The sequence below is a fragment of the Vreelandella lionensis genome (genome assembly GCF_044543515.1).
Taxonomy (GTDB): domain Bacteria; phylum Pseudomonadota; class Gammaproteobacteria; order Pseudomonadales; family Halomonadaceae; genus Vreelandella; species Vreelandella lionensis.
The window spans coordinates 25,518-50,890 of record NZ_JBITWC010000016.1 but is presented as its reverse complement, the minus strand read 5'-3'; the positions used below and the strand labels follow the sequence as shown (position 1 = coordinate 50,890).

19 protein-coding genes are annotated in these 25,373 nt (G+C 57.3%); 13 read left to right on the top strand and 6 right to left on the bottom strand.

The annotated features are described in order from the left end of the window. Window positions 1-58: 58 nt before the first annotated feature. From ampD to ACIGG6_RS11295, 7 genes are all read left to right on the top strand, one after another. Window positions 59-673 carry a 1,6-anhydro-N-acetylmuramyl-L-alanine amidase AmpD gene (ampD, locus tag ACIGG6_RS11325; protein WP_253503508.1) on the top strand — a complete coding sequence of 205 codons (615 nt, stop codon included), beginning with the start codon at window positions 59-61 and terminating at the stop codon, window positions 671-673. Window positions 674-1,038: 365 nt separating this feature from the next. Beyond that, window positions 1,039-3,711 carry a pyruvate dehydrogenase (acetyl-transferring), homodimeric type gene (gene aceE, locus ACIGG6_RS11320; protein WP_399844524.1) on the top strand — a complete coding sequence of 891 codons (2,673 nt, stop codon included), beginning with the start codon at window positions 1,039-1,041 and terminating at the stop codon, window positions 3,709-3,711. 58 nt (window positions 3,712-3,769) lie between these two features. Further along, window positions 3,770-5,779 carry a pyruvate dehydrogenase complex dihydrolipoyllysine-residue acetyltransferase gene (aceF, locus tag ACIGG6_RS11315; RefSeq protein WP_399844523.1) on the top strand — a complete coding sequence of 670 codons (2,010 nt, stop codon included), beginning with the start codon at window positions 3,770-3,772 and terminating at the stop codon, window positions 5,777-5,779. A 265-nt stretch (window positions 5,780-6,044) separates the two neighbouring features. Then, complete coding sequence (adk, locus tag ACIGG6_RS11310) at window positions 6,045-6,698, top strand: adenylate kinase (RefSeq protein WP_253503514.1); 654 nt, start codon at window positions 6,045-6,047, stop codon at window positions 6,696-6,698. A gap of 112 nt (window positions 6,699-6,810) precedes the next feature. Further along, window positions 6,811-7,512 (top strand): tRNA (adenosine(37)-N6)-threonylcarbamoyltransferase complex dimerization subunit type 1 TsaB, encoded by a 702-nt coding sequence (gene tsaB, locus ACIGG6_RS11305; RefSeq protein ID WP_399844520.1) that lies wholly within the window; start codon window positions 6,811-6,813, stop codon window positions 7,510-7,512. Then, on the top strand, window positions 7,509-8,219 hold the full coding sequence (locus ACIGG6_RS11300) for a class I SAM-dependent methyltransferase (RefSeq protein WP_399844519.1): 711 nt from the start codon (window positions 7,509-7,511) through the stop codon (window positions 8,217-8,219). The genes tsaB and ACIGG6_RS11300 overlap by 4 nt, the downstream gene beginning before the upstream one ends. Before the next feature lie 37 nt (window positions 8,220-8,256). Then, on the top strand, window positions 8,257-9,378 hold the full coding sequence (locus ACIGG6_RS11295) for a phosphatidylserine/phosphatidylglycerophosphate/cardiolipin synthase family protein (RefSeq protein WP_399844518.1): 1,122 nt from the start codon (window positions 8,257-8,259) through the stop codon (window positions 9,376-9,378). 5 nt (window positions 9,379-9,383) lie between these two features. Here the strand turns inward: ACIGG6_RS11295 and ACIGG6_RS11290 are convergent, their stop codons facing one another. After that, complete coding sequence (locus tag ACIGG6_RS11290; RefSeq protein ID WP_399844517.1) at window positions 9,384-10,064, bottom strand: YecA family protein; 681 nt, start codon at window positions 10,062-10,064, stop codon at window positions 9,384-9,386. 129 nt (window positions 10,065-10,193) lie between these two features. Here ACIGG6_RS11290 and ACIGG6_RS11285 point away from each other — a divergent pair, with 129 nt between their 5' ends. From ACIGG6_RS11285 to ACIGG6_RS11275, 3 genes are all read left to right on the top strand, one after another. Beyond that, on the top strand, window positions 10,194-10,700 hold the full coding sequence (locus ACIGG6_RS11285; protein WP_399844516.1) for a SprT family zinc-dependent metalloprotease: 507 nt from the start codon (window positions 10,194-10,196) through the stop codon (window positions 10,698-10,700). 169 nt (window positions 10,701-10,869) lie between these two features. Next, window positions 10,870-12,819, top strand: coding sequence for an acetate--CoA ligase (gene acs / locus ACIGG6_RS11280; protein WP_399844515.1), 1,950 nt, complete (start codon window positions 10,870-10,872; stop codon window positions 12,817-12,819). Between the two features lie 273 nt (window positions 12,820-13,092). Then, window positions 13,093-13,755: a LuxR C-terminal-related transcriptional regulator gene (locus tag ACIGG6_RS11275; RefSeq protein WP_016916171.1), complete on the top strand. Its 663-nt coding sequence runs from the start codon at window positions 13,093-13,095 to the stop codon at window positions 13,753-13,755. A 72-nt stretch (window positions 13,756-13,827) separates the two neighbouring features. Here the strand turns inward: ACIGG6_RS11275 and ACIGG6_RS11270 are convergent, their stop codons facing one another. From ACIGG6_RS11270 to ACIGG6_RS11255, 4 genes are all read right to left on the bottom strand, one after another. Beyond that, the gene (locus tag ACIGG6_RS11270) at window positions 13,828-17,769 is read right to left on the bottom strand and encodes a NahK/ErcS family hybrid sensor histidine kinase/response regulator (RefSeq protein ID WP_399844514.1); all 3,942 of its coding nucleotides are present in this window, start codon (window positions 17,767-17,769) and stop codon (window positions 13,828-13,830) included. Between the two features lie 114 nt (window positions 17,770-17,883). Next, the gene (locus ACIGG6_RS11265; RefSeq protein ID WP_399844512.1) at window positions 17,884-18,414 is read right to left on the bottom strand and encodes a hypothetical protein; all 531 of its coding nucleotides are present in this window, start codon (window positions 18,412-18,414) and stop codon (window positions 17,884-17,886) included. A 104-nt stretch (window positions 18,415-18,518) separates the two neighbouring features. Next, window positions 18,519-20,300, bottom strand: a complete 1,782-nt coding sequence (locus ACIGG6_RS11260) for a sodium:solute symporter family protein (RefSeq protein ID WP_399844511.1) — start codon at window positions 20,298-20,300, stop codon at window positions 18,519-18,521. Window positions 20,301-20,306: 6 nt separating this feature from the next. After that, window positions 20,307-20,567: a DUF4212 domain-containing protein gene (locus ACIGG6_RS11255; protein ID WP_054641318.1), complete on the bottom strand. Its 261-nt coding sequence runs from the start codon at window positions 20,565-20,567 to the stop codon at window positions 20,307-20,309. Window positions 20,568-21,173: 606 nt separating this feature from the next. Here ACIGG6_RS11255 and ACIGG6_RS11250 point away from each other — a divergent pair. The 3 genes from ACIGG6_RS11250 (at window position 21,174) to ttcA (ending at window position 24,634) form a co-directional block, all read left to right on the top strand. After that, entirely contained in the window at window positions 21,174-22,991 is a 1,818-nt protein-coding gene (locus tag ACIGG6_RS11250) for a putative nucleotidyltransferase substrate binding domain-containing protein (protein WP_399844510.1), read from the top strand. A 5-nt stretch (window positions 22,992-22,996) separates the two neighbouring features. Next, a complete protein-coding gene (locus tag ACIGG6_RS11245; RefSeq protein ID WP_253505099.1) occupies window positions 22,997-23,647 on the top strand; it encodes a 3'-5' exonuclease family protein in 651 nt (216 codons plus the stop codon). A gap of 75 nt (window positions 23,648-23,722) precedes the next feature. Continuing rightward, window positions 23,723-24,634 (top strand): tRNA 2-thiocytidine(32) synthetase TtcA, encoded by a 912-nt coding sequence (ttcA, locus tag ACIGG6_RS11240; RefSeq protein ID WP_399844508.1) that lies wholly within the window; start codon window positions 23,723-23,725, stop codon window positions 24,632-24,634. Here ttcA and fnr read toward each other — a convergent pair. Then, window positions 24,621-25,373: a fumarate/nitrate reduction transcriptional regulator Fnr gene (gene fnr, locus ACIGG6_RS11235; protein ID WP_399844507.1), complete on the bottom strand. Its 753-nt coding sequence runs from the start codon at window positions 25,371-25,373 to the stop codon at window positions 24,621-24,623. The two genes, ttcA and fnr, sit on opposite strands and share 14 nt — an antisense overlap.

Genomic DNA, 25,373 nt, shown 5'->3' with positions numbered 1-25,373 from the left:
CTTCGATGACAGGCATTATAGTGAAACAGAACGCTAACGTAGAGGAGCGTGTGCGGTCATGAACAAAGAAGGCATGACAGGGCAGTGGTCCAAGGCACGCCAGGTGCCATCGCCTAACCAAGATGCACGCCCTCACTGCGAGGTATCGCTGCTGCTCTTGCACGCCATTAGCCTGCCGCCTGGGCAGTTCTCGGGCGATGCTATAGAAGCGCTGTTTACCAATCGCTTGGACCCAAACGAGCACCCTTTTTTTGCTGAGATTGACCATTTGCGGGTCTCGGCGCATCTGCTGATTCGCCGGGACGGCGAGTGCATTCAGTTTGTCGATAGCGATCAGCGAGCCTGGCATGCTGGTCGCTCCTACTGGTGGGACTCCGCGCTGAGCGCATGGCGATCAAAGCTCAATGATTTTTCTGTGGGCATCGAACTTGAGGGCGATGATTGCACTCCCTTTACCAAAGCGCAGTACGCTACCCTGGTCGAAGCCACCTGCTGGCTGATGGCACGCTATCCTGCATTAACGACCCAGCGAATCACCAGCCATGCCAAAGTGGCCCCGCTACGTAAAACCGACCCAGGGCCCGCCTTTGATTGGGCTTACTTTCGCCAGCAGTTGGCACGGCGTTTAATGGATAAAAAGTGTTGGTTAAAAACGCCCTTTAAGTGGTTCTGATGGCAGACAATAAAACGGTAGTTTAACTACATTCAGAAGGCGTTAGTCGCAGCGACAAAGGTCTTATAAAGCGCTTATGTTGCAGTGCAATAGTTTGTTTTGGATAGTCTTTTACGGCTCACTGGAATTGGCAGCGTGGCGACTTTGCGGTATCTTCGCATATACAAAAGGCTAACTTTCACCCTATGTGTGTAGCTTTACTACATCAAGACGAGCGTAGCTTGTTGAATGTAGAACGAAAACCCCCGCACGGTGCAAACGCGTCGTGCCACTGTATGGCCTGTGGTGGCTAAACACCGCAGCCGCCCCAGGCCCGAAGGGTTGGCGGGGCTCATTGTCATTTATCGTCATTCGGAGAGACCTCTATGAGTCTGGAGACAAGAGAAGATCTCGATCCGGTCGAAACCACGGAGTGGCTGGAATCCCTGGAATCGGTACTGGATCGTGAGGGCGAAGATCGTGCCCGCTACCTGATGACCCGCCTGGCGGATCGCCTGCGCCGGGACGGGATGAAGGTGCCCTTCTCGGTGACAACCCCCCACCGTAATACGATCCCGGTTCATCGCGAAGCGCCCATGCCGGGCGACTTGTTCATGGAGCGTCGCATTCGCTCCCTGATTCGCTACAACGCGATTGCCCAGGTGATTCGTAACAACCGGGCCAACCCGGGCCTGGGGGGCCACATTGCAAGCTTCATGTCGTCCGCCACGCTGTACGACGTGGGCTTTAACCACTTCTTCCGCGCCCCCAAAGACGACTTTGAAGGCGACCTGATTTACATCCAGGGCCACGTCGCGCCGGGTATCTACGCGCGCTCTTACCTGGAAGGCCGTCTGTCTGAAGAGCAGATGGACAAGTTCCGCCGCGAAGTCGACGGCGATGGCCTCTCTTCCTACCCGCACCCGTGGCTGATGCCGGACTACTGGCAGTTCCCCACGGTCTCCATGGGTCTTGGCCCGATTCAGGCCATCTATCAAGCCCACGTGATGAAGTACCTGCATCACCGTGAGCTGAAAGATATGCACGACCGCAAAATTTGGTGCTTCATGGGCGACGGCGAGTGTGACGAGCCGGAATCCCTGGGCGCGATCTCCCTGGCGGGCCGTGAGAACCTCGATAACCTCATCTTCGTCATCAACTGTAACCTGCAGCGCCTGGACGGCCCGGTACGCGGCAACTCCCGCGTTATGGACGAGTTCGAAGGCGTCTTCCGCGGTGCCGGTTGGAACGTGATCAAGGTGGTATGGGGTCGTCACTGGGATCCGCTGTTCGAGAAGGACAAGAAAGGCATCCTTCAGAAGCGCATGGACGAGGCGGTCGACGGCGAGTACCAGAACTACAAGGCGAACGGCGGTGCTTACACCCGTGAGCACTTCTTTGGTAAGTACCCAGAAACCGAAGCGATGGTCAAAGACCTCTCCGACGAGGATATCTGGAAGCTCAACCGGGGCGGCCATGACCCGTTCAAGGTCTACGCGGCGTATCACGAAGCGGTGAACACCACCAACGGCAAGCCCACGGTTATCCTGGCGCACACCGTCAAAGGGTACGGCATGGGCAGCGGCGATGGCGAAGCCGCCAACGAAGCCCACCAGGTCAAGAGCATGGAGTACGAAGCGCTGAAGAAATTCCGCGACCGCTTCGGCATTCCGCTCACCGACGAGCAGCTTAAAGACGTGCCGTACTACAAGCCGGAAGAGGACTCTCCCGAGCTCAAGTACATGCACCTGCAGCGCGAGCGCCTCAACGGCTACCTGCCGAGCCGCCGCAGCACGTTTGAGCCGCTGAACATCCCAAGCCTGGAAGACAAAACCTTTGCCTCGCAAATGGGCGGCTCCAAAGGGCGCGAAGTCTCGACCACCATGGCGTTCGTGCGGATTCTGAACGGCTTGGTAAAAGACAAGCAGCTGGGCAAGCAGGTCGTGCCGATTGTGCCCGACGAGGCCCGTACCTTCGGTATGGAAGGCATGTTCCGCCAGCTGGGTATTTACACCGCCGAAGGTCAGAAGTACGAGCCGGTCGATAAAGGCCAGATCATGTACTACCGCGAGGACCAGAAAGGTCAGGTACTCGAGGAAGGCATTACAGAGGCAGGCGCGATGTCGGCGTGGATCGCCGCCGCGACCTCCTACAGCAACAACAACGTCACCCTGCTGCCGTTCTACATCTACTACTCGATGTTCGGCTTCCAGCGTATCGGCGACTTGGCCTGGGCCGCAGGCGACCTGCAGGCGCGTGGCTTTATGGTTGGCGGCACCGCCGGGCGTACCACGCTCAACGGTGAGGGGCTGCAGCACCAGGATGGCCACAGCCTGATTCAGGCGTCCACCATCCCCAACTGCCGCAGCTACGACCCCACCTATGCGCACGAAGTGGCGGTTATCGTGCAGGATGGTCTGAAGCGCATGTTCACGGATCAAGAGAACTGCTTCTACTACCTGACCGTGATGAACGAGAACTACGAGCACCCCGAGCTTGAGAACGTACCGGCCGACGATATCGTTAAAGGTATGTACCTGCTCAAAGAGACCCAGGGTGACAAAGGTCGCGTTCAGCTGATGGGCTCCGGCACCATTCTGCGTGAAGTGGAAGCTGCCGCTGAGCTGCTGGCCAACGACTGGGGCATCGGGGCGGACATCTGGAGCGTGACCAGCTTCAACGAGCTGCGTCGTGAAGCGCTGCTGCTGGAGCGTGAAGCGTTCCTGAACCCGGATGCCGAGGCTAACAAGCCCCACGTGACCCAGTGCCTGGAAGGCCGTGACGGCCCGGTGATTGCCTCAACCGACTACATGAAGCTGTACGCGGACCAAGTGCGTGCCTGGGTGCCGAGCGACTACACCGTGCTGGGGACCGACGGCTTTGGCCGTTCCGACACCCGCGAGAAGCTGCGCTACTTCTTCGAAGTAGACCGCTACTTCGTCACCGTCGCCGCGCTGCGTGCCCTGGCCGACCGTGGTGAGATTGATCGCAAGCAGGTCGGCGACGCGCTGAAAAAGTATGGCATCGACGCCAACAAGCCGAACCCGCTGACCAGCTAAACCGCTGCCCGGCGGGCCACTGCCCGCCGGCTCGATCCGATTTGGAAGGAGCGCGACCTTGAGTAGCGAAATCATCAAAGTTCCCGATATCGGTGGCGATACCGATGTCGAAATCATCGAGATTGCGGTGTCAGAAGGCGACGTCATTGAAGCGGAAGACACCCTGATCACTCTGGAATCCGACAAAGCCAGCATGGATGTACCGGCCCCGAAAGGCGGCAAGGTGATCAAAGTGTTGGTGAAAGAGGGCGATAAAGTCTCCGAAGGCGACGATATCGTCGAGCTGGAAGTGGAAGGTGGCGGTGACAGCGATGCCGAGCCGGAAGCCGCCGCTGAAGACAGCCAGCCCGAAGCGCCTGCCAAGCAGCCAGAAGCGGCCCCCGCGCCGAAGAAAGCCAGCGGTGGCAAGCAAACCGTGGATATCAAAGTTCCCGATCTCGGTGGCTCTGATAACGTTGAGATCATCGACGTCGCCGTCGGCGCAGGCGATGACGTTAACGCTGAAGATACGCTAATCACCCTGGAGTCTGACAAAGCCTCCATGGACGTGCCCAGCCCGCACAGCGGCAAGATCGTGGCGCTGACCGTTAAAGAAGGCGACACCGTCTCTGAAGGCGACGTCATCGGCCAGATGGAAATCGCGGGCGAAGGTGACGATGCCGCTGAAGAGGAGGCGCCTGCCCAGGCCGACGAGCCTGCTGCTGACAGCGAGCCCGCGGAAGAAGACGCGGCCGAAGAAGAGAGCGGCAGCGGTGAGCCAGAGCGTAAAGAAATTCGCGTGCCGGATCTGTCAGGCTCTTCTGACGTGCCGATTATCGAAATTGGCGTTGCTGCCGGTGATGAAGTTGACGTCGAAGACCCGCTGATCACCCTGGAGTCTGACAAAGCCTCCATGGACGTGCCGAGCCCCTTCAAGGGTAAGATTCTGGAGCTCACCGTCAAAGAGGGTGACACCGTTTCTGAAGGCGACGTGATCGGTTATATGGAAGTCGCGGGTGCCAAGAAAGCGGCACCGAAAAAAGCGGCGCCTGAAAAAGCGGACAGCGGCAAGCAGCAAAGCGCTAGCGCTCCCAGCGCCAAGCAGGCTTCTCCGGCGGGTTCTCCCAGCCCCGAAGCGCAAATGGCCGCGCATAAGCCGCGTGACGGCAAGCTGGTTCACGCAGGACCCGCAGTACGCATGCTGGCCCGTGAGCTAGGCGTCGACCTTGGCCTCGTGAAGCCCAGCGGCCCGAAAGAGCGCGTGCTGAAAGAGGACGTGCAGGCCTACGTCAAGCAGGCGATTGCCAATCAGGGCAAAGCCCAGGCAGCCGCTCCTGCTGCCAGCGGTGGTGCAGGTATCCCCGCCGTGCCGGAAGTCGACTTCAGCCAGTTTGGTGAAGTGGAAGAGAAGCCGATGGGTCGCCTGCTCAAGATGGGCGCAACGAACCTGCATCGCAGCTGGCTCAACGTGCCTCACGTGACCCAGTTCGACGAAGCGGACATCACCGAGCTTGAGAACTTCCGTAAAGCCATGAAGGCGGAAGCCGAAGCCCAGGGAGCCAAGCTCACGCCACTGCCCTTCCTGGTCAAGGCCTGTGCCTTTGCGCTGCGCAAGTTCCCGCAGTTCAACGTCAGCTTGAAAGGCGACGGCGATACGCTAGTGTGGAAAAACTACGTCCATATCGGTATCGCGGTGGATACGCCGGATGGTCTGATGGTACCCGTGCTGCGCGACGCCGATAAGAAATCCTTGATTGAGATTGCCAAGGAGATGGCGGAGCTAGGCAAAAAAGCACAAACCAAGAAGCTGAAGCGGGAAGAGATGACCGGTGGCTGCTTCACCATTTCGAGCTTGGGCTCGATTGGTGGCACGGCCTTTACGCCGATCGTCAATGCCCCTGAAGTCGCGATCTTGGGCGTGTCGAAAGCGCAGATGAAGCCGGTATGGGATGGCAGTGCCTTCCAGCCGCGTTTGATGATGCCGCTGTCGCTCTCCTACGATCACCGTGCGATCAACGGTGCGGATGCGGCGCGTTTCACCGCCTTCCTGGCGGACGTGCTCACCGATATCCGTCGCTTACTGTTGTAAGCGGACATAAGAGCAAGCCACAAGCGGCGCCCTTTCGGGCGCCGCTTGTGTTTATAACGGCTTAGTCGCGTAAACGGTGGTTTGGCGCAAACAGGGTGACCAAAGTACTAACGCTGGCCACTTTGCTGTTTTTGCTCAAAAAAACACAAAATAATCGTGCTCTCAGGCTTTTGGGGAGTTGTGTCGCCTGAACGGCACGGTTATTGTCGGTTCATTGATTTCATCTATCACTACCATTCAAGACGATCATTCAAGGAGCAGTGCCATGCGTTTAATCCTGTTGGGTGCCCCCGGCGCGGGGAAGGGGACTCAGGCTCAGTTTATTTGTGAGCAGTTTAAGATTCCCCAAATTTCCACCGGGGATATGCTGCGCGCCGCTATCAAGGACGGCACTGAGCTGGGCCTGAAGGTCAAAGAGATCATGAACAGCGGTGGTCTGGTGTCGGATGACATCATCATCGACTTGGTCAAAGAGCGCATTAGCCAGCCCGACTGTGAGAATGGCTTCCTGTTTGACGGCTTCCCGCGCACCATTCCTCAGGCAGATGCCATGAAAGAGGGCGGTGTGAAACTCGACCACGTGCTGGAAATTGCCGTGCCGGACGAAGAGATCGTCAGCCGTTTAGCAGGTCGCCGTGTTCACCCGGCCTCAGGTCGCGTGTACCACGTTGAGCACAATCCGCCCAAAGAGCCGGGCATCGACGATGTGACCGGTGAAACGCTGATCCAGCGTGAAGACGACCAAGAGTCCACGGTGCGCAACCGTCTGTCGGTGTATCACGATCAAACTGCACCGCTGGTGGATTACTACCAGCAGTGGGCTAAAGAAGATCCTGCCGCCGCGCCTCAGTACCATCGCGTAGAGGGCGTGGGCAGTGTGGCGGATATTACTCGCCAAGTGAAAGAAGCGCTGAGCTAAGCACGCCATAGTGTCACGCATCACGATGGCCCGCAGGCTTCCTGCGGGCCATCGTCGTTACAGGCGTGTGGCGGTATACTAAGGGCCTATTTTTACGGAGTGCAACACCGCTATGTCGTCGTTATACCTTCTGGCACTGGATGTCTCCTCCAGCGCCTGTTCAGCGGCGCTGCTCCGCCAAGCGGGCGGCCAGCGTGAATGTCTAGCGCGTTATGAGATGACCCCGCGAGCGCACACCAAGCGCTTAATGCCGATGGTGGATGAGCTGCTCGCTGATGCGGGCATTGCGCCTCAAGCGCTGAACGCCATTGCCTTTGGGCGCGGGCCAGGCTCGTTTACCGGCCTGCGCATTGCCGCCGGAGCTGCCCAGGGGTTGGCGTTTGGCTTGGACTGCCCGCTGCTGGGTGTCTCTACCCTTGAGGCGCTAGCGCTACAGGCACATCGCCGCTACCACTTCCGCTATGTAGTCACCGCTCTGGATGCCCGCATGGGCGAAGTGTATGCAGCTACCTGGCACTGCCTAAACGACGCCGTAAGCTTACAAAACGACGAAGTCGTCATTGCTCCCGGTGCGTTTCGACTGCCAGCCGATGAAACCGACTGGGTGGGCGTTGGCTCGGGCTTTAGCCTGTGGGATGAGTTTGAGGTAGGGGTGCAGGCCTGCATGTCGCAACACCTCACGGATTTAGAGCCACGAGCAGAGGAGATGGCTTGGCTGGCCGCTCGCGATCTGGACGCAGGCTTAGGCCAGGCGGCCCATGAGGCGCAGCCGGTTTATCTGCGCAATAACGTTGCCTGGAAAAAACCGGCATGAGCCAGCCGGTGCCACAGGTGACTCTGCCGCCGGGCTTAACGCTGGGCTATGTGAATGGTCAGCTCGCCCTAGCGGGGGATGAGCGCCAGTACGGCAAGCCGCTCAGCGTTGATTTTGTCTCGGGCAAGGCCGCGCACCGTCGTCAGTTCGGCGGCGGCCGTGGGCAGTTGGTGGCTAAAGCTTGTGGGCTAACTAAAGGCATAACACCGAGTGTCGTTGATGCCACGGCAGGCCTGGGCCGTGACGCCTTTGTGTTGGCAAGCCTAGGCGCGCCGGTGCTAATGATTGAGCGGGTCGAAGCCATTGCGGCGCTGCTGCAAGATGGCCTTGAACGTGCCGCTAGCGCAGATGAAACGGCATTGATTGCCGGGCGAATGGCGCTTCGCCATGGCGACGCCGCGGAGCAGTTGGCAGCTCTCGTCGCCGATGCTGAGTTTGCGCCTCAGGTGATTCATCTGGACCCCATGTTCCCCCATCGCGAAAAGTCCGCGCTGGTGAAAAAAGAGATGCGCGTGTTTCGTGAGCTGGCCGGGGATGACGACGATGCCCCACGCTTGTTGGAGGCTGCGCTCGAGGTGGCAACCCACCGGGTGCTGGTGAAACGCCCGCGTAAGGCGCCGCCCATTGCTGGGCCTGCGCCGCAGCACACGCTGGAAGGCAAAACGAGCCGCTACGATCTGTACGTTCATCGTTCACTCAGCCGCTGAGCGTGGATGAAGCAGCGTAGCAAGAGAAGGAGTCTCTATGCAGCACGAGTGGCGAGAAGGAAATCGTGTGATTCTGCTGCCGGAAGCATCGCGCTTTTTACCGGCGATGTTTGAGGCGGTGAGTCAGGCGCAGCACTACGTGCTGGTGGAGCTCTATTTGATGGAGTCCGGCGAGCTCGCAAACCAAGTCATTGACGCGTTAGAAGCCGCAACGCGGCGAGGGGTGAAAACCTATCTATTACTAGACGGCTATGGCGCCATGGGGTTGGAGCGAAGCGACCGTGAACGTTTGCAGGCAGCGGGTGTGGCGTTGCAGCTGTTCAACCCGATTGGCTTTCACTCTCTAGCACGCAATCTTAGCCGTGACCACCGTAAGATCGTGGTGGTGGATGGCGAGATCGCCTTTACTGGCGGTTTCGGCGCGGTGGATGAGTTTCTGCAAGCGTGGTACGAGATTGCGCTACGCATCGACGGCCCGGCTGTCGCGGACTGGGAGGTGCTGTTTCGTCGTCTGTGGCGGTCCCGGCTTTCCCGGCAGGCTTCCGGCAGCCAAACGCCTATTCCTTTACCGCCGCAACGCAGCGCTACCGCTCATGGGGATGGCGTTCGCGGGCGCGTGATGTCAGCCAGGGGCTATCGCTATCAAGCGATTCGCCACTCGCTGTATGCCCGAGTGAGTAGCGCCCAACAGCGGCTGTGGCTGTGCACGCCCTATTTTGTGCCGACATTTGCGCTGCGTCGTCGCCTGATTCGAGCCGCCCGGCGAGGCGTCGACGTTCGTTTGCTACTGCCCGGTGCCAAGCACGACCACCCCGGCGTACGCTATGCCGGCCAGCGTTTTTATCAAGGGCTGCTGAAAGCAGGCGTTCGCATTTTCGAGTTCCAGCCGACTTTTATACACGCCAAGTTCGTCCTGGCCGATGAGTGGGTTAGCCTCGGCTCCTGTAACTTTGACCACTGGAACCTGCACTGGAACCTAGAGGCCAATCAGGAGATAGAGGACTCGGCGTTTGCCTGCGAAGTGCAGACGCTTTTTGAACGTAACTTTGCCGCCAGCCAAGAGGTGGATGCCGCTGCCTGGGCCGCGCGCCCCTGGGGGCAACGGGCCAAGGAGTGGGTGTATGGCGTCGTGGATGGCCTTGTGATGCGCCTAAAATAGCGCGGTTATTTGCGCTTTTTGCCTTTAGCCTTGGCGGGCGTTTTTTTACGCGGTTTCGGCTTGGGGGTTTCCGGCGGTACGCGGTAGTGTAGGTAAAGATCAAGCACCAGCTCGGGCAGTTGAACAACGAAGGACTCTTGGCTGGCCTGATCTTTGGCCATCTCGGCCATATCGGGTTCGTCGTCAAACAGCCCCGACAGCGACATAAACGGCAGCAGCAGCGTTGCGGCGGCCTCTTCGTCATCCTGGAACCAGGCGCTTTCGTCGCTGAACACCGCTTCCATAAAGCCTGCACACCAGTCGCCAATCGGCGTCTCTTCGGCGGGCAGGCCATCCAGCGTTAGCTCGAAGGGTAGCTCCGGTAGGCCTCCTTGCTCCAGTACCGCCATGGCGTTGTCGCGCAGTAGCGTCAGCAGCTGGATGATCTCTTCGCGCTCGGCGGCGTCGCGGTAGTTGGGTTCGCCTTGGAATAGCTCCTCTAGCCACTGCACGGTGGGCTGCTCGCTAGGGGCAACCGCCAAGGCGACGAGAAAGCCGTGGGCTGAAATCAGATCGAGGGCATCTTCGCCCACTTGCTCTGAATCGAGAAAATCATCCAGCCTGTCGAGCTGTTCATCATCAAGCAGCGGCTGAGGCGGGGCATTGTCGGGCGAGTTTGCTTCGGTCACGGTATTGCGCTCTGCCATGGGGAGCCTCGTGGTCAACGTCATCTTTGAAAACCGCTGTCGATCCGTCACAATCGAGCAACGTCACTAATGGCTAGTTTATCACTAATGAAGACGTCACCACTGCCCCCTTGGCCGCGCGATGAGCTCATGTCGCGTTCTCATGACGCGTTGCTTCAGGCAGCTCAAGAGCGCGTGGCGCAGGCCCTGGCACGCTGCCGAGAAGTCTACCCAGCGCTGCCTGCCCCAAAGGTATGGTTTGATTTGAAAGGTGCTTCAGCAGGGCAGGCGCATCTTGGGCGGGGTGGACTACGCTTTAACCCAGTGCTGTTGAAAGACAATCGACAGGCCTTCTTCGATGAAGTGATTCCCCACGAGATGGCCCACTGGCTGGTCTTTCATCTGGCCAACGGCACGCGCTTAAAGCCCCACGGCCGCGAGTGGCAGTCGGTGATGCGAAATCTGTTTGGCTTGGTGCCACGGGTGACTCACCGCTTTGATATTCAGCGTTCCCAACCGCGTCCTTATCGGTATGAGTGTGGCTGCCAGATCCATCATTTTACCGCCAGACGTCATGCCTTAGTGGTAAAGGGGCGTCGTTATCGTTGCCGCCATTGTGATCAGACCTTGGTCTACAGCGCATTTAAAAACCTGTGATGCTATTTTAAATCATTGTTTTTAAAATAAAAAACGCTAATACCAATGTCTAAAGGGAAGCCGTTCAGGACAGGTTTATGCTAGGTAAATATTACGCGCGTCGGTGTAGTCAATAATAAGGCCGACACCATTTTCTAGAGAGTGCAACTTCACGGACAGAGGCAATTTCATGAGCGAGCATAAAAACGTCTATCCAGTGCGCGATAGCATCGCTGCCAAGGCATGGGCCGATAAAGATAAATATGCGGCAATGTATCAGCAGTCCATGGACGACCCAGAAGGTTTCTGGGGCGAGCAAGCAAAACGCCTCGACTGGATTAAAACCCCCAGCAAAATCAAAAACACCTCGTTCGCCCGAGATAACGTCGATATTCGCTGGTTTGAAGACGGCGAACTTAACGTCGCGGCGAACTGCTTAGATCGCCACCTAGAGAAGCGCGGCGACCAAACGGCGATTATTTGGGAAGGCGATAACCCCAACGAATCCAAACATATTAGTTATCGCGAACTTTACGAGCGCACCAATCAGCTAGCAAACGGCTTGAAATCGCTGGGTGTTCAGAAAGGCGATACAGTAACGCTGTATATGCCGATGATTCCCGAAGCGGCCATGGCCATGTTGGCCTGCGCCCGTATCGGTGCGGTGCACTCGGTGGTATTTGGCGGCTTCTCGCCAGACGCGGTGGCCCAGCGGGTCATCGGCGCAGATTCTAAACTGGTGATCACTGCCGATGAGTCGGTTCGCGGTGGCAAGCATGTGCCGCTGAAAGAGAACGTCGACTCCGCGCTCAAGCGCGATGGCACCGACGTGTGCAAAAACGTGCTGGTCGTGAAGCGCACCGGCGGTGAGATCGACTGGCAGGAAGGCCGCGATATCTGGTTTGACGAGCTGGTCGACAAACAGTCCAGCGAGTGCCCAGCTGAGGCGATGAATGCGGAAGATCCGCTGTTCATTCTCTACACCTCAGGCTCCACCGGCGCGCCGAAAGGCTTGAAGCACACTACCGGCGGTTACCTGACTTACGCCGCCATGACGCATCAGTACGTGTTCGACTATCAAGAGGGCGAAATCTACTGGTGTACGGCCGACGTGGGCTGGGTGACCGGGCATAGCTATATCGTCTACGGCCCGCTGGCGAACGGTGCCACTACGCTGATGTTTGAAGGCGTGCCGAGCTATCCGACCCACGGCCGCATGGGTGAAATCGTCGATAAGCATCAGGTCAATATCCTCTACACCGCGCCCACAGCCGTGCGTGCGCTGATGGCTCATGGCGACAACGTGATGGATTCCAGCAAGCGTGACTCGCTGCGCTTACTGGGGTCGGTGGGGGAGCCGATTAACCCCGAAGCGTGGGAGTGGTTCTACCGCGTGATCGGCAACGAGAAGTGCCCGATTGTGGATACTTGGTGGCAGACAGAAACCGGCGGCATCATGATTGCGCCGCTGCCGGGGGCCACCGACCTGAAACCGGGCTCAGCAACGACGCCTTTCTTCGGCGTTAAACCTGCCCTGGTCGATAACGAGGGCAACACGCTGGAAGGTGCTACCGAAGGCAACCTGGTGATTCTAGACTCCTGGCCGGGGCAAGCACGCTCTATCTGGGGCGACCACGAGCGCTTTGTTCAGACGTACTTCTCCACCTACGACGGCATGTACTTCACGGGTGACGGCTGCCGTCGTGATGAGGATGGGTACTACTGGATTACCGGCCGTGTGGATGACGTGCTGAACGTCTCTGGCCACCGTATGGGTACTGCTGAGATCGAGTCGTCGCTAGTAGCGCACTCTGCTGTGGCCGAAGCGGCGGTGGTGGGCTTCCCCCACGATATCAAAGGTCAGGGTATCTACATCTACGTTACCCTGAACGACGGTATCGACCCCACAGACGAGCTAAAGAAAGAGCTGACTCAGTGGGTGCGTAAAGATATCGGGCCGATTGCCTCGCCGGATGTTATCCAGTGGGCACCGGGGCTGCCGAAAACGCGTTCAGGTAAAATTATGCGCCGCATTCTGCGCAAAATTGCCGCCAACGAGTGCGATGGTCTGGGTGATACCAGCACGCTGGCAGATCCATCGGTCGTCGATGACTTGATTGAGCATCGGGCAAATCAGTAATCTGATCGCCCCCGCTGACATTCAGCAGTGGGGGCGATTTTCAATGACGGACGTCAAGCGTTTGCTCATTACGATCAGGCAAACTGCGCTTATCCGATGCAGTGCCGGCCATAGGGCCGGCACTGCTGTTTCTGTTCGGATGACGTCTCAATAACAAATTGTGCATGTGATGCTTGGGCATGATGAAGCCCATGGGGTACCATGCTTCAACCGTATGAGCCTAGCGTCGCGGCGGCAGGCAACCCCGCTGCTCGAGGAACCGGAGGAATATCCATGGCAGTAGCCCATAAGTTTATCGTCGCTGACGACCATCCGCTGTTTCGTGCAGCGCTCACCCAGGCGTTGCGCCAGTTGGCCCCCCAGGCTGAGATTGTCGAAGCCGACACCATGGAAGCCACCACTGAGGTCGTTAATCGACACCCCGATGCGGATTTAATTCTGCTGGATCTTCATATGCCTGGTGCCCACGGCTTTTCGGGTCTCATCCAACTGCGCGGGCAGATGCCGGATATTCCGGTAGCCGTCGTGTCCGGCAGCGATGAGCCCTACGTGGTGCGTCGTGCTATCGACTACGGTGCCTCTGGTTTTATTCCTAAATCATCATCGCTGCAACTGATCGCGGAAGCGGTCGGCGAGATTCTGCAGGGTGAGGTGTGGTTACCGGAAGCACTAGCCAACGTACTGGAAGAGACCAGTGAAGAGGAGTCGCGCTTTGCTGAGGCGATTGCCTCGCTAACACCCCAGCAGTTTCGCGTGCTGAACATGCTGACCGAAGGCCTGCTGAATAAGCAAATTGCCTACGAGCTGAATGTGTCAGAAGCGACTATTAAAGCCCATGTGACGGCCATTCTGCGTAAGCTGGGCGTGCACTCGCGCACTCAGGCGGTTATTGCCGCGCAGAAACTGGAAGTAGAGCCGCCGAAAGTCGAGTCGTAACGGCTAACGGCAGGTGAACAGCGCCGCGCTTAGATTTTTCTAAGCGCGGCGCTGCTGTTTTTGGGTTCACTATTAGGGTTTGGCGCGGCTGGCCTGGAGAGTACGAGTGAGCAGTGCGCGTAGGGCGGCTGGTTTCACCGGCTTGAGCAGTAGCTGGTAGCCTGCCCGCTTGATCTCTTCTGCGACGGCTTCGGTACGGTCGGCGGTGATGACAATGCCGGGAACGGCCCCTGCAAAGCGCTCACTAAGTGCTTCTAGCGCCATCAGGCCGGTGACCTCGTTATCCAGGTGATAATCCGCCAGGATGGCGTCAGGATCACCGTCCATATTGCGTAGAATCGACTTTGCCCCACCGATACTAGTGGCGGTAAACACTTCGCAGCCCCAGCCGCTGAGCATCGCGGTCATGCCTTCTAGAATCAGCGTTTCGTTGTCGATACACACAATCCGTGTGCCCGCCAGCTTATTACCGCTACGACGGCCGCTGGGCTCCTGATCGGCGACGGTTATTTCTCGGGCCGCAACGATGGGGACGCTGACCGAGAACACCGTGCCTACCCCTTCCCACGAGCGCACTTTGATGGGGTGATCCAGAACGCGGCTCATACGATCGGCAATGGAGAGCCCCAGCCCAAGGCCTTTTTCGCTCTCTTTATGGCGGGAGACTTGATCCAGACGGCGGAACTCCTGGAAGATTTCCGTTAACTTGGATTCAGGAATCCCCGGGCCGCTGTCCCACACCTCAATCAGTAGCCGCCCACTCTGGCGGCGGCAGCCCAATAGCACGCGGCCTTCTTGGGTGTAGCGAATCGCGTTGGAGAGAAAGTTCTGCACGATCCGGCGCAGCATCTGGGGGTCGGAGTCCACCCACTGCTGAGTGGGCACAACGTCAAGATCCAAGCCGCGATCATCGGCCATCACCTCAAACTCAGCGCGTAGCGGGCGGAAAATATCGGCTAAGGCGAAATGGCTGCGCCGTGGCGTCAGCGCACCCGCATCCAGTTTTGAAATATCCAGCAGCGTGCCTAGTAGCTCTTCGGCCGCTTGCAGCGAGTTGTCGATATGGCCAATGGTGCGCTGGGTGTCGCTGGCGGTGACGTTCTGCATCAGCGCCGAGGTAAACAGGCGCGCGGCATTTAGAGGTTGCAGTAGGTCGTGGCTGGCGGCGGCCAGGAAGCGGGTTTTCGAGGCGTTGGCGTCTTCCGCGAGCTGTTTAGCTTGGCGCAGTGCCTGCTCCGCTTCGGCGCGCACACGGTTCTCCTGGCGCAGTGCGGCGTTGGCTTCTGAGAGCGCCTGGGTACGTTCGCGCACCCGCTCTTCCAGGGTCTCGTTGGTTTCTTTCAGGGCGATTTCCGCTTGGCGGCGCTCGGTAATGTCTTGATACAGAGCGAAGAAACCCAAAATCGATTGGCTGTCGCCAAAGTGAGGCGTATAGGTCACCAGCATATAGCGCATGGCGTCGTTGACCCGCATGGAGACTTCAAAACTGACCCGCTCACCGGCCAGGGTGCGCTGTACCCAGGGCACCCGCTCTTCGGCCTGTTTCACCGGCAGCACGTCTTCGTAGCGCCGCCCAATCACCGCGTTGCGGTCGATGTTGAACGCCTGCTCGTAGGCGCGGTTGGTAAACAGATAGCGGCTCTCTTTATCGAAGTAGGCAATGAGCGCCGGGACGTTATCGGTATAGATGCGGATATTGTTTTCCGAGCGGATCAGCGCCTCTTCGATACGCTTTTGCTGGGTAATATCCTGATAGGTATATACAAAGCCGCCGCCGGGCATCGGGTTGCCCTGTACTTCCAGCACGCTGCCGTCCTGGCGGTAGCGCACGTAGCGGTGGGGCTGGCCATCGCGAATGTTATCCAGCAGTAGCTGCACGTGCTCTTCCGGGTCGCCAGGGCCGTACTCGCCGTTGTGGGCGTTGTAGCGGAAGATGCGATCCATCGGTGCGCCAACGCGAATAATGTGATCAGGAAAGCGGAACAGCTCTAAATAGCGCTGGTTCCACACCACTAGGCGTAGGTTCTGATCGACCACGCTGATGCCTTGGTTGATGTTCTCGATGGTGGCCTGCAGCAGGGCACGGTTGAACTCCAGCACCTGGGAGGCCTCATCCACGATAGAGATCACATCGGAAATACCGATGCCTCGCCCTTGAAGTGCAGAGTTCACCACGATCCGCGCCGACGATGCCCCCAGGACAGAAGCGAGAAACCGCTCGGTAAATTGGATCACGTCGATGGAGGCGCGGGTGCCGTCATCCAGCGGCTTACCCGCTCGGCGTGCGTAATCATCGAAGGCACGGTCGACTTGGCCCGCGCCTAAGAAGCGCTCACACAGCACTTTCAAATCGCCCACCGTTGTGGCCCCTGTCCAGGGGCGATTAACGGAGGTTTGGCGGGTTTCGACGCTATCCACAAACAGCGACGCCTGAATGCGTTCGACCACCCGCTGGGAGGTAATCTGTGAGACAAAGATATAGCAGAACAGATTGACCCCTAGCGAAAGCATCACGCCATGGGTAAAGGCATCGCCCATGTTCAGGCCAAACAGCGCCGTGGGCGACAGCCAGTTAAGCCCCAGCGGGCCACCGGCAAGCCACGCTTGAGGCAGCACACCAGCGTTAATCATGGCGGGCATGAGCAGGCTATACGCCCAAATAGCAAAGCCCACGTTCATGCCCACAATGACGCCTAAGCGGTTGCCGCGCTTCCAGTACAGCCCGCCAATCAGCGCCGGGGCAAACTGGGCCGCTGCGGCAAACGAGAGCATGCCGATGGAGGCCAGCGAGGTGAATTCGCCAATCAGCTGATAAAAGCCGTACGCCATGGCCAGCACGGCAACAATAGTGAGGCGGCGAGCGCGCAGCACCAAGCGGCCATAGTCACGGGCTTTGGTGTCAAACCAGCGCAGCCTGAAAAGCGCCGGGATCACAATTTCGTTCGAGATCATGATGGAGACTGCCACCGCCGCCACAATTACCATACCTGTGGCAGCAGAAAAGCCGCCGATAAAGGTAAGCAGCGTTAGCCACTGCTGGCCGGAGGCCATGGAAAGGGCGAGCACATAGGTGTCGGGCTCCACACCGCTTTCTGAAAACAGCAGCAGACCAGCGGCGGCCAGGGGGACTACGAAAAAGGCAATCGCCAGCAAGTAAAGCGGAAACAGCCAGCGTGCTTTAGTGGCGTCGTCAGGGTGAATGTTCTCGACCACCGCCACATGAAACTGGCGGGGTAGACACAGGATCGCCAGCATGGCGAGCAGGGTCTGCGCCCAGAAGCTCTGGCCAAAATCCTGATTGGCGAGCTGGCGCTGAAGTTCAAGCTGACTCTCTGCGTGCCCCATCAGCTCACCCAGGCCATCGAACATGCCCCAGGTAACGAAAGCGCCGAGTACGACAAAGGCCAGCAGCTTGACCAATGACTCAAACGCGACGGCGTGGATTAAACCTTCATGATGTTCAGTAGCATCGGTATGCCGGGTGCCGAATAGAATCGCAAAAATGGCCATCACTACTGCCACATAAAAGGCCGTATCGCCAAACAGTGGCGTATGGGTAACATCAGAAGCGTCGGTGAGCACGCTGAACGTGGTGGAGACTGCTTTTAGCTGTAGCGCGATGTAGGGCAGGGTGCCGACAAGGGCGACCAAACTAGCAAAGGCGGCCAGCGATTGGGTTTTGCCGTAGCGGGAGGCGATAAAGTCGGCAATGGAGGTGACGTTTTGGTGCTTGGCAACGCGGATCATCTTCGCCAGCACAGGCCAGAAGAGCAAAAACGTCAGAATAGGCCCCACGAAGATGCTGGCAAACGACCAGCCCGCGGTGGCCGCTTGACCCACCGCGCCGTAGAAGGTCCACGACGTGCAGTAGATGGCGAGCGCCAAGCTGTAAATTATTGGGCGACGGCGACTGGCGCCGTGAGTGCGTGCACGCCGGTCGCCAAACCAGGCAATACCAAACAGCACTGCGATATAGAGCAGTGACACCGCGACCAGCAGCCCGCCATGAAACATAGTGTCTCCTCACCAATCGTACTTTTAACAGTACCTTTAAATAGCGCTTCTGAGCGGTACGTCTAAACCGACCTTCGCCCAGCAAAGGGCTCCATTCTAGGCGAAGGGGAGGCGCTACGTCTGCCGTTCGTTGGCCAGTTGGCAAACGGTGGTCAGCAGCGGTGAGGTGTCGCGGAGTGTGCGTAGCTCATTGAGATCCGCGTCTCCGGTCTCTGGGTTTAGCGGAATCAGCTCTCGGCTTGAGCAGTTGAGGATGTAGGGCTGCGTGGTGATCAGGTCCGTATGGCGGCGCTCAAACTGGTAAAGAATAAACTCGGCCACCAGATCGCCATCGACGGTTTGGGCACGTACATTCTCGCTATCCACCACACTGAAAGTGGTGGTGATCGGGAAAATAAGCGTCCAGGGTCGCCACATGTTGCTGGACGTGTCGCTGGAAATCACTTGGGCCGTTTCCGGCAGCTGCAGCTGCTTATGCTCGAACCAGCCATACTCAAATTGAACCTGATAACCCAGCATGCCCAGCCCACCAAACACCGGCACGATCCATTTGGGTAGCCGCTTACGGCTGATTGTTCGAAGCAATAGGCCGATACCTGCCGCGGCAAGGCCTGCAAACACGGCGGCCACTAAGTGCCAAATCATACTATTTCCTTCTGAAAAGCCATCGGGCTTCCCTAAGGAAGCCCGATGGAAGATGGTTCCGTTCGCTATTGGCCGACGGCGCAATAGGGTGGAACGATTATGACTTAGTGATCAACCGCTGCACCAGCACCTTTCGGATAGCGTACGCTTTCCACCAGGTCCTGAATTTCTTGCGGCGGCGCATCGGTGGCGTTAGAGACAACGAAGGCCACAGCGAAGTTGATCAGCGCGCCTACAGCACCAAACGAGAGCGGTGAAATGCCCAGTATCCAGTTATCCGGCGTGTTGGCCAGCATGTTGGTGCCCGGAACAAAGAACCAGCCCAGGTAGGTGAAGATGTAGAGCAGGGTGCAGATCAGACCTGCCAGCATACCGGCAATTGCGCCTTTGTTGTTCATGCGCTTAGAGAAGATACCCATCATCAGCACAGGGAACAGCGAGGCACCGGCAATACCGAAGGCAAGTGCTACCGTTTGAGCGGCAAACCCAGGCGGGTTAAGGCCCAAGTAAGTTGCTAGCAGGATCGCACCGGCCATGGAGATACGTGCTGCCAGCATTTCGCCTTTTTCAGAAATTTTCGGGTTGATCATGGTCTTGATCAAGTCATGACTGACGGCGGAAGAGATCGCCAGCAGCAGACCCGCTGCGGTAGAGAGAGCCGCTGCGATACCGCCCGCTGCGATCAAGCCCACTACCCAGCCTGGGAGATTGGCAATTTCAGGGTTTGCCAGTACCAGGATGTCGTTGTTAACTTCTAGCTCGTTGCCTTCCCAACCGCGATCTGCAAAGTCAGCCGTGCCGTTGTAGAACTGGATGCGGCCATCTTCGTTCAGGTCGTTGTGGGTGATCAGGCCTGTCTCTTCCCAGGTGCTGAACCACTCAGGACGATCTTCATAGAGGATCGGGTTACGCGCAGCTTCTTCGTAGTTCTCCGTTTGGCCAGCCATTTCCGGATAAACAGTGGTCATCAGGTTCAAGCGTGCCATGGAGCCAACCGCCGGGGCAGTCAGGTAGAGCAATGCGATGAACACCAGTGCCCAGCCTGCTGACCAGCGCGCATCAGCCACCTTCGGTACAGTGAAGAAGCGGATGATAACGTGGGGCAGGCCAGCAGTACCGACCATCAGCGACAGGGTGAACAGCACCATGTTCAGCTTGTTATCCACGTCTGCGGTGTAGTCGCGGAAGCCAAGTGCAGATACCACGTCATCCAGTTTTTGCAGCAGCGGCACGCCAGATTCAGTGTGCGTGCTGAACATGCCGAACATCGGGATCGGGTTGCCGGTAAGCTGCATGGCAATAAACACCGCCGGGATAGTGTAGGCGATGATCAGTACCACGTACTGAGCAACCTGCGTATACGTGATGCCTTTCATACCGCCGAAAACAGCGTAAAGGAAGACGATAAACGCGGCGATCCAGATACCCCAGGTGTTGCTCACTTCTAGGAAGCGGGAGAACGCAACGCCTGCACCGGTCATCTGGCCGATAACGTAGGTCACCGAGGCTACGATCAAACACACAATCGCCACTAAACGCGCGGTGTTACTGTAGAAGCGGTCGCCGATGAAATCTGGAACGGTGAACTTGCCGAACTTACGCAGGTAAGGGGCAAGCAGCATCGCCAGGATAACGTAGCCCCCGGTCCAGCCCATCAGGAAGGTGGAGTTAGCGTAGCCGCCAGAAGCGAGCAAGCCCGCCATAGAGATAAATGATGCCGCCGACATCCAGTCGGCCGCTGTGGCCATGCCGTTGGTGATCGGGTGTACGCCGCCACCGGCGACATAGAAGTCTTTGGTGGAGCCCGCTCGCGCCCATATCGCAATCCCGATATAGAGCGCAAACGAGGCGCCAACAAACAGTAAGTTAATTGCAAACTGGCTCATGCTGGCTTACTCCCCCAGGCCGTATTTTTTGTCGAGCGCGTTCATTCTCCAGGCGTAGAAGAAGATCAGCACGATGAAGGTAAGAATGGAGCCTTGCTGAGCAAACCAGAAGCCCAGGTCCGTTCCGCCAACGGGAATGCCCGCGAGTAGCGGACGGAACAGGATGGCGCATCCATAGGAGACAAATGCCCAAACCACGAGGCATCCGAAGATTAGCCGGACGTTGGCCTTCCAGTATTCAGCAGCATTGGATTTATCGTCTGCCATTGTGTTGCTCTCCAGTTGTGATTTTTAGGGTTGGAAAGTGAACTCAAGATAGCGTTTGGTTCATCAGGGCAACCCCGCATAGAAAACCGCGCTGGGTGTTGGGCGGTAAGACAGTGTTGCCAGGCACGTCACCTTCTTATTGTTAAGCCGTCTTGTGTCGTTATTGGGTGATCGGCAAGTTATCGTCAGCGGCTTGAAGTGCGTTAGATAGGTGTCGTGCGATTACCCTGTATGACTCGTTGATAATACTGGGCAATAATTGCAAAAAATAAATCCCAGACTTTGGTATCAGGTGCTCTTTGCAAGGCAGTGAAATTGGCTATCTTGAATATAAAGCATTATTTTTATTGATTTTTCATCGATATTTAAACGCCACCTGAGAAGTGATAGGACAATGGTCTATGGCTCGGTTAAAAGTAATGTTTGCTACCTTAATAAGAGGCGTTTAGTTGGTTTAATTGTGTTTAAAAAGTCGCTACTTTAGTCGCTGAACGAACGTCGTTAAGACGTTAGCGCTATAGCAAAAAGTATAATGAATGTATTGGTTGAAAAGTAATCAAACCGTTCGTTGTCCTTCCTAATCATTGCGCTTGAGCGAGGTCACCCATGGTGGAAGTGGATCTGTCCCAGCTACCGTTTACGCTGATGGATGAGGCGGGGCGCGATCATGTTCGTCGCGGGATGGATCTTGCCTACTTTGACCGCGATGAAATTATTCTGGAGATGGGCCAGGCGGGCGAATCCGTTTTCTTGATTCATAAAGGCGAGGTCGCCGAACTTGATCCCACTCTGCCTGCTGCTAGTGCGCGCATTGGCCACTACACCGCAGGCGATTTGTTTGGCGCCATCAGTATCCTCAACGGCAAAAGCCGCTACCGCTTCCAAGCTGAACAAGAGTGCCTGTGCTATGTGATGCCTAAAGCGCTGTTTACTCAACTGTGCCGTCACTATCCACCGTTTGAGCAGTTCTTTAAGCAGTCGCTCTCACACAAAGCGCGCCTGCTCACCGAAAAACGCGCCGAAGGCGGCGTCACCATGGCGGGCTTTATGCTGGCCAAAGTGAATGAGTGTATGCGCGAGCCGCTGCTCATTGATGCCTCAAAGAGTATTCATGACGCTGTTCGACAGCTAAATGACAGTCATGCCGACAGTCTACTGGTCGCTACTGCAGGCGCCCTGGGCATGGTTACCAAAACTGATCTGCTCAATGGGCTGGTATTGGGTAACTGCACCCAGGCAACACCGGTTGAAGCGCTGGCCAACGTCTCCTTGGTCACGGTAGCTCCCGAGCAGTACCTGTTTGAAGCGCTGATTTTAATGACTCGCCATAAAGTGGCGCGGGTGGTGGTAATGGAAGAGGAGAGTGTTAAAGGCGTCGTTGAGCTAATGGACGTGTTGAGCTTCTTCTCTAGCCGTAGCTACGTGGTCAGCCTGCAGGTGGAGCAGGCCAACAGTCTGGAAGCGCTGGCGGCGGCCAGCCAGCGTACGCCGGAATTAGTGAATGCGCTGATGGCGCAGGGCGTAAAGCTGCGTTTTGCCATGGATCTGTTGGCGGCGCTGAACGGGCGCATTATGAGCAAAGCGTGGAGCTTCACAGTGCCTGAGCAGTACCACACCCAAAGCTGCTTAATGGTGATGGGCAGCGAAGGACGCGGCGAGCAGATCCTCAAAACCGATCAAGATAATGGGTTGATCTTAGCTGATGATTGCCAGTGGCCCACAGTGGCTGAGGAGATGAACACTCTAACGGAAACGCTAATCCAGCTAGGCTATCCACCTTGCCCCGGCAATATCATGGTGTCTAACCCAGAGTGGGTGGGTACGGTTTCCCAGTGGAAAAACAATATCACTAAGTGGATCAATGCCCGAGATGGCGATAGCCTGATGAAACTAGCGATTCTATTGGACTCCCACGGCGTGGCGGGTAATCCGGCGCTACTGGATCAGGTGCGTGAAGCGCTGTTTGAACGCTGCTCCCACGATGAACTGCTGCTCTCTTACTTTGCCCGGGCGGCACTGCGCTTCTCGACGCCGCTGACGCTATTTGGCTCGCTGAAAAAGCCCCAGCACGGTATTGATATCAAAAAAGGCGGTATTTTTCCGATAGTCCACGGTGTGCGTACGATGGCCCTTGAGCGGCGCATTAATGCGACCTCTACCTTGGACCGCTTAGATGCCTTGGCCGCCGATGGGCGGCTTGACCGCCGCTTTGCCGATGATCTAGGCGAGGCGCTGGCGCTGTTTACCGAGCTACGCCTTCGTCAGCAGCTTCAGGAGTTGGATAACGCCAACCCTAAACGCACCAATCGAGTGGTCGTTCAGGAGCTCTCTTCGCTAGAACGGGACTTGTTGCGTGAAGCCCTACACATCGTGAAAGACTTTAAGCAGCGTCTTTCCCATCGTTACCATTTGGAGTATTCGTGAGCGGAATGCGCTTGTTAGATCGACATATGACCCTGTTCAGCGGTTCACTGCGCACTCTGCTTCAGCGTGAGAGCGACCGCCGTCGCTGGGCGGACTCGCCCTATGCCTGGCTGTTTCAGCCTTATATGGGGGAAGAGGCCGTGGCCATGGCGTGCCAGGTAAGCGCCGTTCAGCCCGCTGTAATGAGTGTGGCGGCGGTGGTGCTAAGCCCGCGCCAAGTGCACACCAGCCGTACGTGGGTGGCCACCTTAGCCGCATCACCGGCGCTGGCGCCTGCTACTCTGCGACGCCATCATCAGTTGCATACCACGCACTCGCCCCGTTCTCCCGATGCTGAGTGTCTGAGTGAGCTGGCGGAGTTTATTGGCAATCGGCCGCTAGTCGGGTGGCAATTAGAGAACACCATTGAGCCGCTTAATGGGCTGTTTCGAAACGTGCTGGGATTCGGGCTGCCTAACGCGCAGGTGGATATTGCCAAGCTGCACGGGCGTCAGCTACGGCGGCTGCATCCTCATATCGAAGCCAGCAGCCGCCTTGGTGATGCGCTTACCCGATGGAAACTACCCCCGTTAACCTGGCCCAGCGTGGTCAGTGAAGCCACCGCCAGCGCGTTGCTGTATCTGCGTCTTCAGCGCGAGATAGCGTTAACTGCCTAGGGTTTGTATTGGGTAGAGCTTCGTAGTGTTGTTAGAATATGCGCTGCTCCTTCACCCATCGGCAGTGCGACGATCATGTTACAACCTGACTACTTTGACCCCACTTCGTCAGACAGCGCGTCTGACGAGCCCCTTGTCCAGCAGCATGAGCTGCAGGATGCCAAGCAGAAGCGTGAATTCAACAAGTTGCAGAAACGCCTGCGGCGCGAAGTGGGGAACGCCATCATCGATTACAACATGATCGAAGAAGGTGACCGAGTCATGGTGTGTCTCTCTGGTGGTAAAGATAGCTATACGATGCTGGAGATTCTGCGCAACCTACAGCGCAACGCACCGGTTAATTTTTCCCTGGTAGCGGTCAATATGGATCAGAAGCAGCCAGGTTTCCCAGAACACGTGCTGCCCCAGTACCTGGATAAGCAAGGCGTGGAGTATCACATTCTGGAGCGTGATACCTACTCGGTGGTGAAGGAGAAAACCCCGGAAGGTAAAACCACCTGCGCGCTTTGCTCAAGGCTGCGGCGTGGTTCATTGTATGGCTTTGCCGATGAGATTGGGGCCAACAAAATTGCTTTGGGCCACCACCGGGAAGATATCCTGGAGACGCTGTTTCTCAATATGTTCTTTAGCGGCACCTTAAAAGCCATGCCACCGAAGCTGCTCTCGGATGATGGTAAAAACATTGTGATTCGCCCGCTGGCCTACTGCAAAGAGGCGGATATTGCGGAGTTTTCGAGGCTGATGGAGTTTCCGATCATTCCCTGCAACCTGTGCGGCTCTCAGCCCAATATGCAGCGCCAGGTTGTCAAAGAGATGCTGGCGGAGTGGGATAAAAAACACCCCGGCCGGTTGGAGAGTATGTTCAAAGCGGTGACCAATGTTGCCCCTTCGCAGCTTGCCGACCGTGAGCTGTTTGATTTTGCCGGTCTGGAAGCGAAGCAGGCCGCATTGATGGAAGGGCGCATTCAGGCGTTTAACGTGAGTTAACCGCCTGGGCTTCCTCTTCAGCCAGGGTGATGAGGCGCTGCATATCCAAAATATTGACCTCGCGCCCGGAGACGGCCACTACGTTTTGCTGCTGAAAGCGGCTAAGAATACGGCTAACCGTCTCCACCGCGAGGCCTAGATAGTTGCCCATATCTGCCCGTGACATGGAAAGCCGGAAGCTAAAGGGGGAGTAGCCCCGGCGCCGAAAACGGTCAGAAAGTGTAATCAAAAAGCTGGCCAGCCGCTGATCGGCAGTTTTGCGTGACAGTAAACGCATCATCCGCCGGTCGTCTCGTAGCTCCTTGCTCATGCTGCGGTAAAGCTGGCCGCGCAGTTCGGGCAGCTCCTCGGAGAGCGAGTCCAAACGGTCAAACGGAATTTCGCATACCGTGGTGGTTTCCAGGGCAATCACGGTGCCGGGGTAGTGCTCTTCGTCAATCCCATCCAGACCCACCAGCTCGCTGGGTAGAAAGAAATTGGTGAGCTGGTCGTTGCCATTCCCTTCGCTAGTCACCTGCTTCAAGCTGCCAGAGCGCACCGCGTAAACGCTGGTGAAAGGATCTCCTTGGCGAAACAGCGGCTCGCCTTTTTTCAACGGCGAGCGGCGGCGGATAATCGCATCGAACTGGCTCATATCCTCAAGTTCTAGGGCAAGCGGTAGGCACAGCGAGCTTAGGCTACAGGTTTGGCAGCGCGCCTCTTGCAGCAGTGAACGTCGTTGGCTGGCAGGATATGACAT

Excerpts from the sequence above, each read along its gene's own strand:
- ampD (WP_253503508.1), top strand. The coding sequence starts at position 59 with ATGAACAAAGAAGGCATGACAGGGCAGTGGTCCAAGGCACGCCAGGTG.
- aceE (WP_399844524.1), top strand. The coding sequence starts at position 1,039 with ATGAGTCTGGAGACAAGAGAAGATCTCGATCCGGTCGAAACCACGGAG.
- adk (WP_253503514.1), top strand. The coding sequence starts at position 6,045 with ATGCGTTTAATCCTGTTGGGTGCCCCCGGCGCGGGGAAGGGGACTCAG.
- tsaB (WP_399844520.1), top strand. The coding sequence starts at position 6,811 with ATGTCGTCGTTATACCTTCTGGCACTGGATGTCTCCTCCAGCGCCTGT.
- ACIGG6_RS11300 (WP_399844519.1), top strand. The coding sequence starts at position 7,509 with ATGAGCCAGCCGGTGCCACAGGTGACTCTGCCGCCGGGCTTAACGCTG.
- ACIGG6_RS11295 (WP_399844518.1), top strand. The coding sequence starts at position 8,257 with ATGCAGCACGAGTGGCGAGAAGGAAATCGTGTGATTCTGCTGCCGGAA.
- ACIGG6_RS11290 (WP_399844517.1), bottom strand. The coding sequence starts at position 10,064 with ATGGCAGAGCGCAATACCGTGACCGAAGCAAACTCGCCCGACAATGCC.
- ACIGG6_RS11285 (WP_399844516.1), top strand. The coding sequence starts at position 10,194 with ATGTCGCGTTCTCATGACGCGTTGCTTCAGGCAGCTCAAGAGCGCGTG.
- acs (WP_399844515.1), top strand. The coding sequence starts at position 10,870 with ATGAGCGAGCATAAAAACGTCTATCCAGTGCGCGATAGCATCGCTGCC.
- ACIGG6_RS11275 (WP_016916171.1), top strand. The coding sequence starts at position 13,093 with ATGGCAGTAGCCCATAAGTTTATCGTCGCTGACGACCATCCGCTGTTT.
- ACIGG6_RS11270 (WP_399844514.1), bottom strand. The coding sequence starts at position 17,769 with ATGTTTCATGGCGGGCTGCTGGTCGCGGTGTCACTGCTCTATATCGCA.
- ACIGG6_RS11265 (WP_399844512.1), bottom strand. The coding sequence starts at position 18,414 with ATGATTTGGCACTTAGTGGCCGCCGTGTTTGCAGGCCTTGCCGCGGCA.
- ACIGG6_RS11260 (WP_399844511.1), bottom strand. The coding sequence starts at position 20,300 with ATGAGCCAGTTTGCAATTAACTTACTGTTTGTTGGCGCCTCGTTTGCG.
- ACIGG6_RS11255 (WP_054641318.1), bottom strand. The coding sequence starts at position 20,567 with ATGGCAGACGATAAATCCAATGCTGCTGAATACTGGAAGGCCAACGTC.
- ACIGG6_RS11250 (WP_399844510.1), top strand. The coding sequence starts at position 21,174 with ATGGTGGAAGTGGATCTGTCCCAGCTACCGTTTACGCTGATGGATGAG.
- ACIGG6_RS11245 (WP_253505099.1), top strand. The coding sequence starts at position 22,997 with ATGCGCTTGTTAGATCGACATATGACCCTGTTCAGCGGTTCACTGCGC.
- ttcA (WP_399844508.1), top strand. The coding sequence starts at position 23,723 with ATGTTACAACCTGACTACTTTGACCCCACTTCGTCAGACAGCGCGTCT.
- fnr (WP_399844507.1), bottom strand. The coding sequence starts at position 25,373 with ATGTCATATCCTGCCAGCCAACGACGTTCACTGCTGCAAGAGGCGCGC.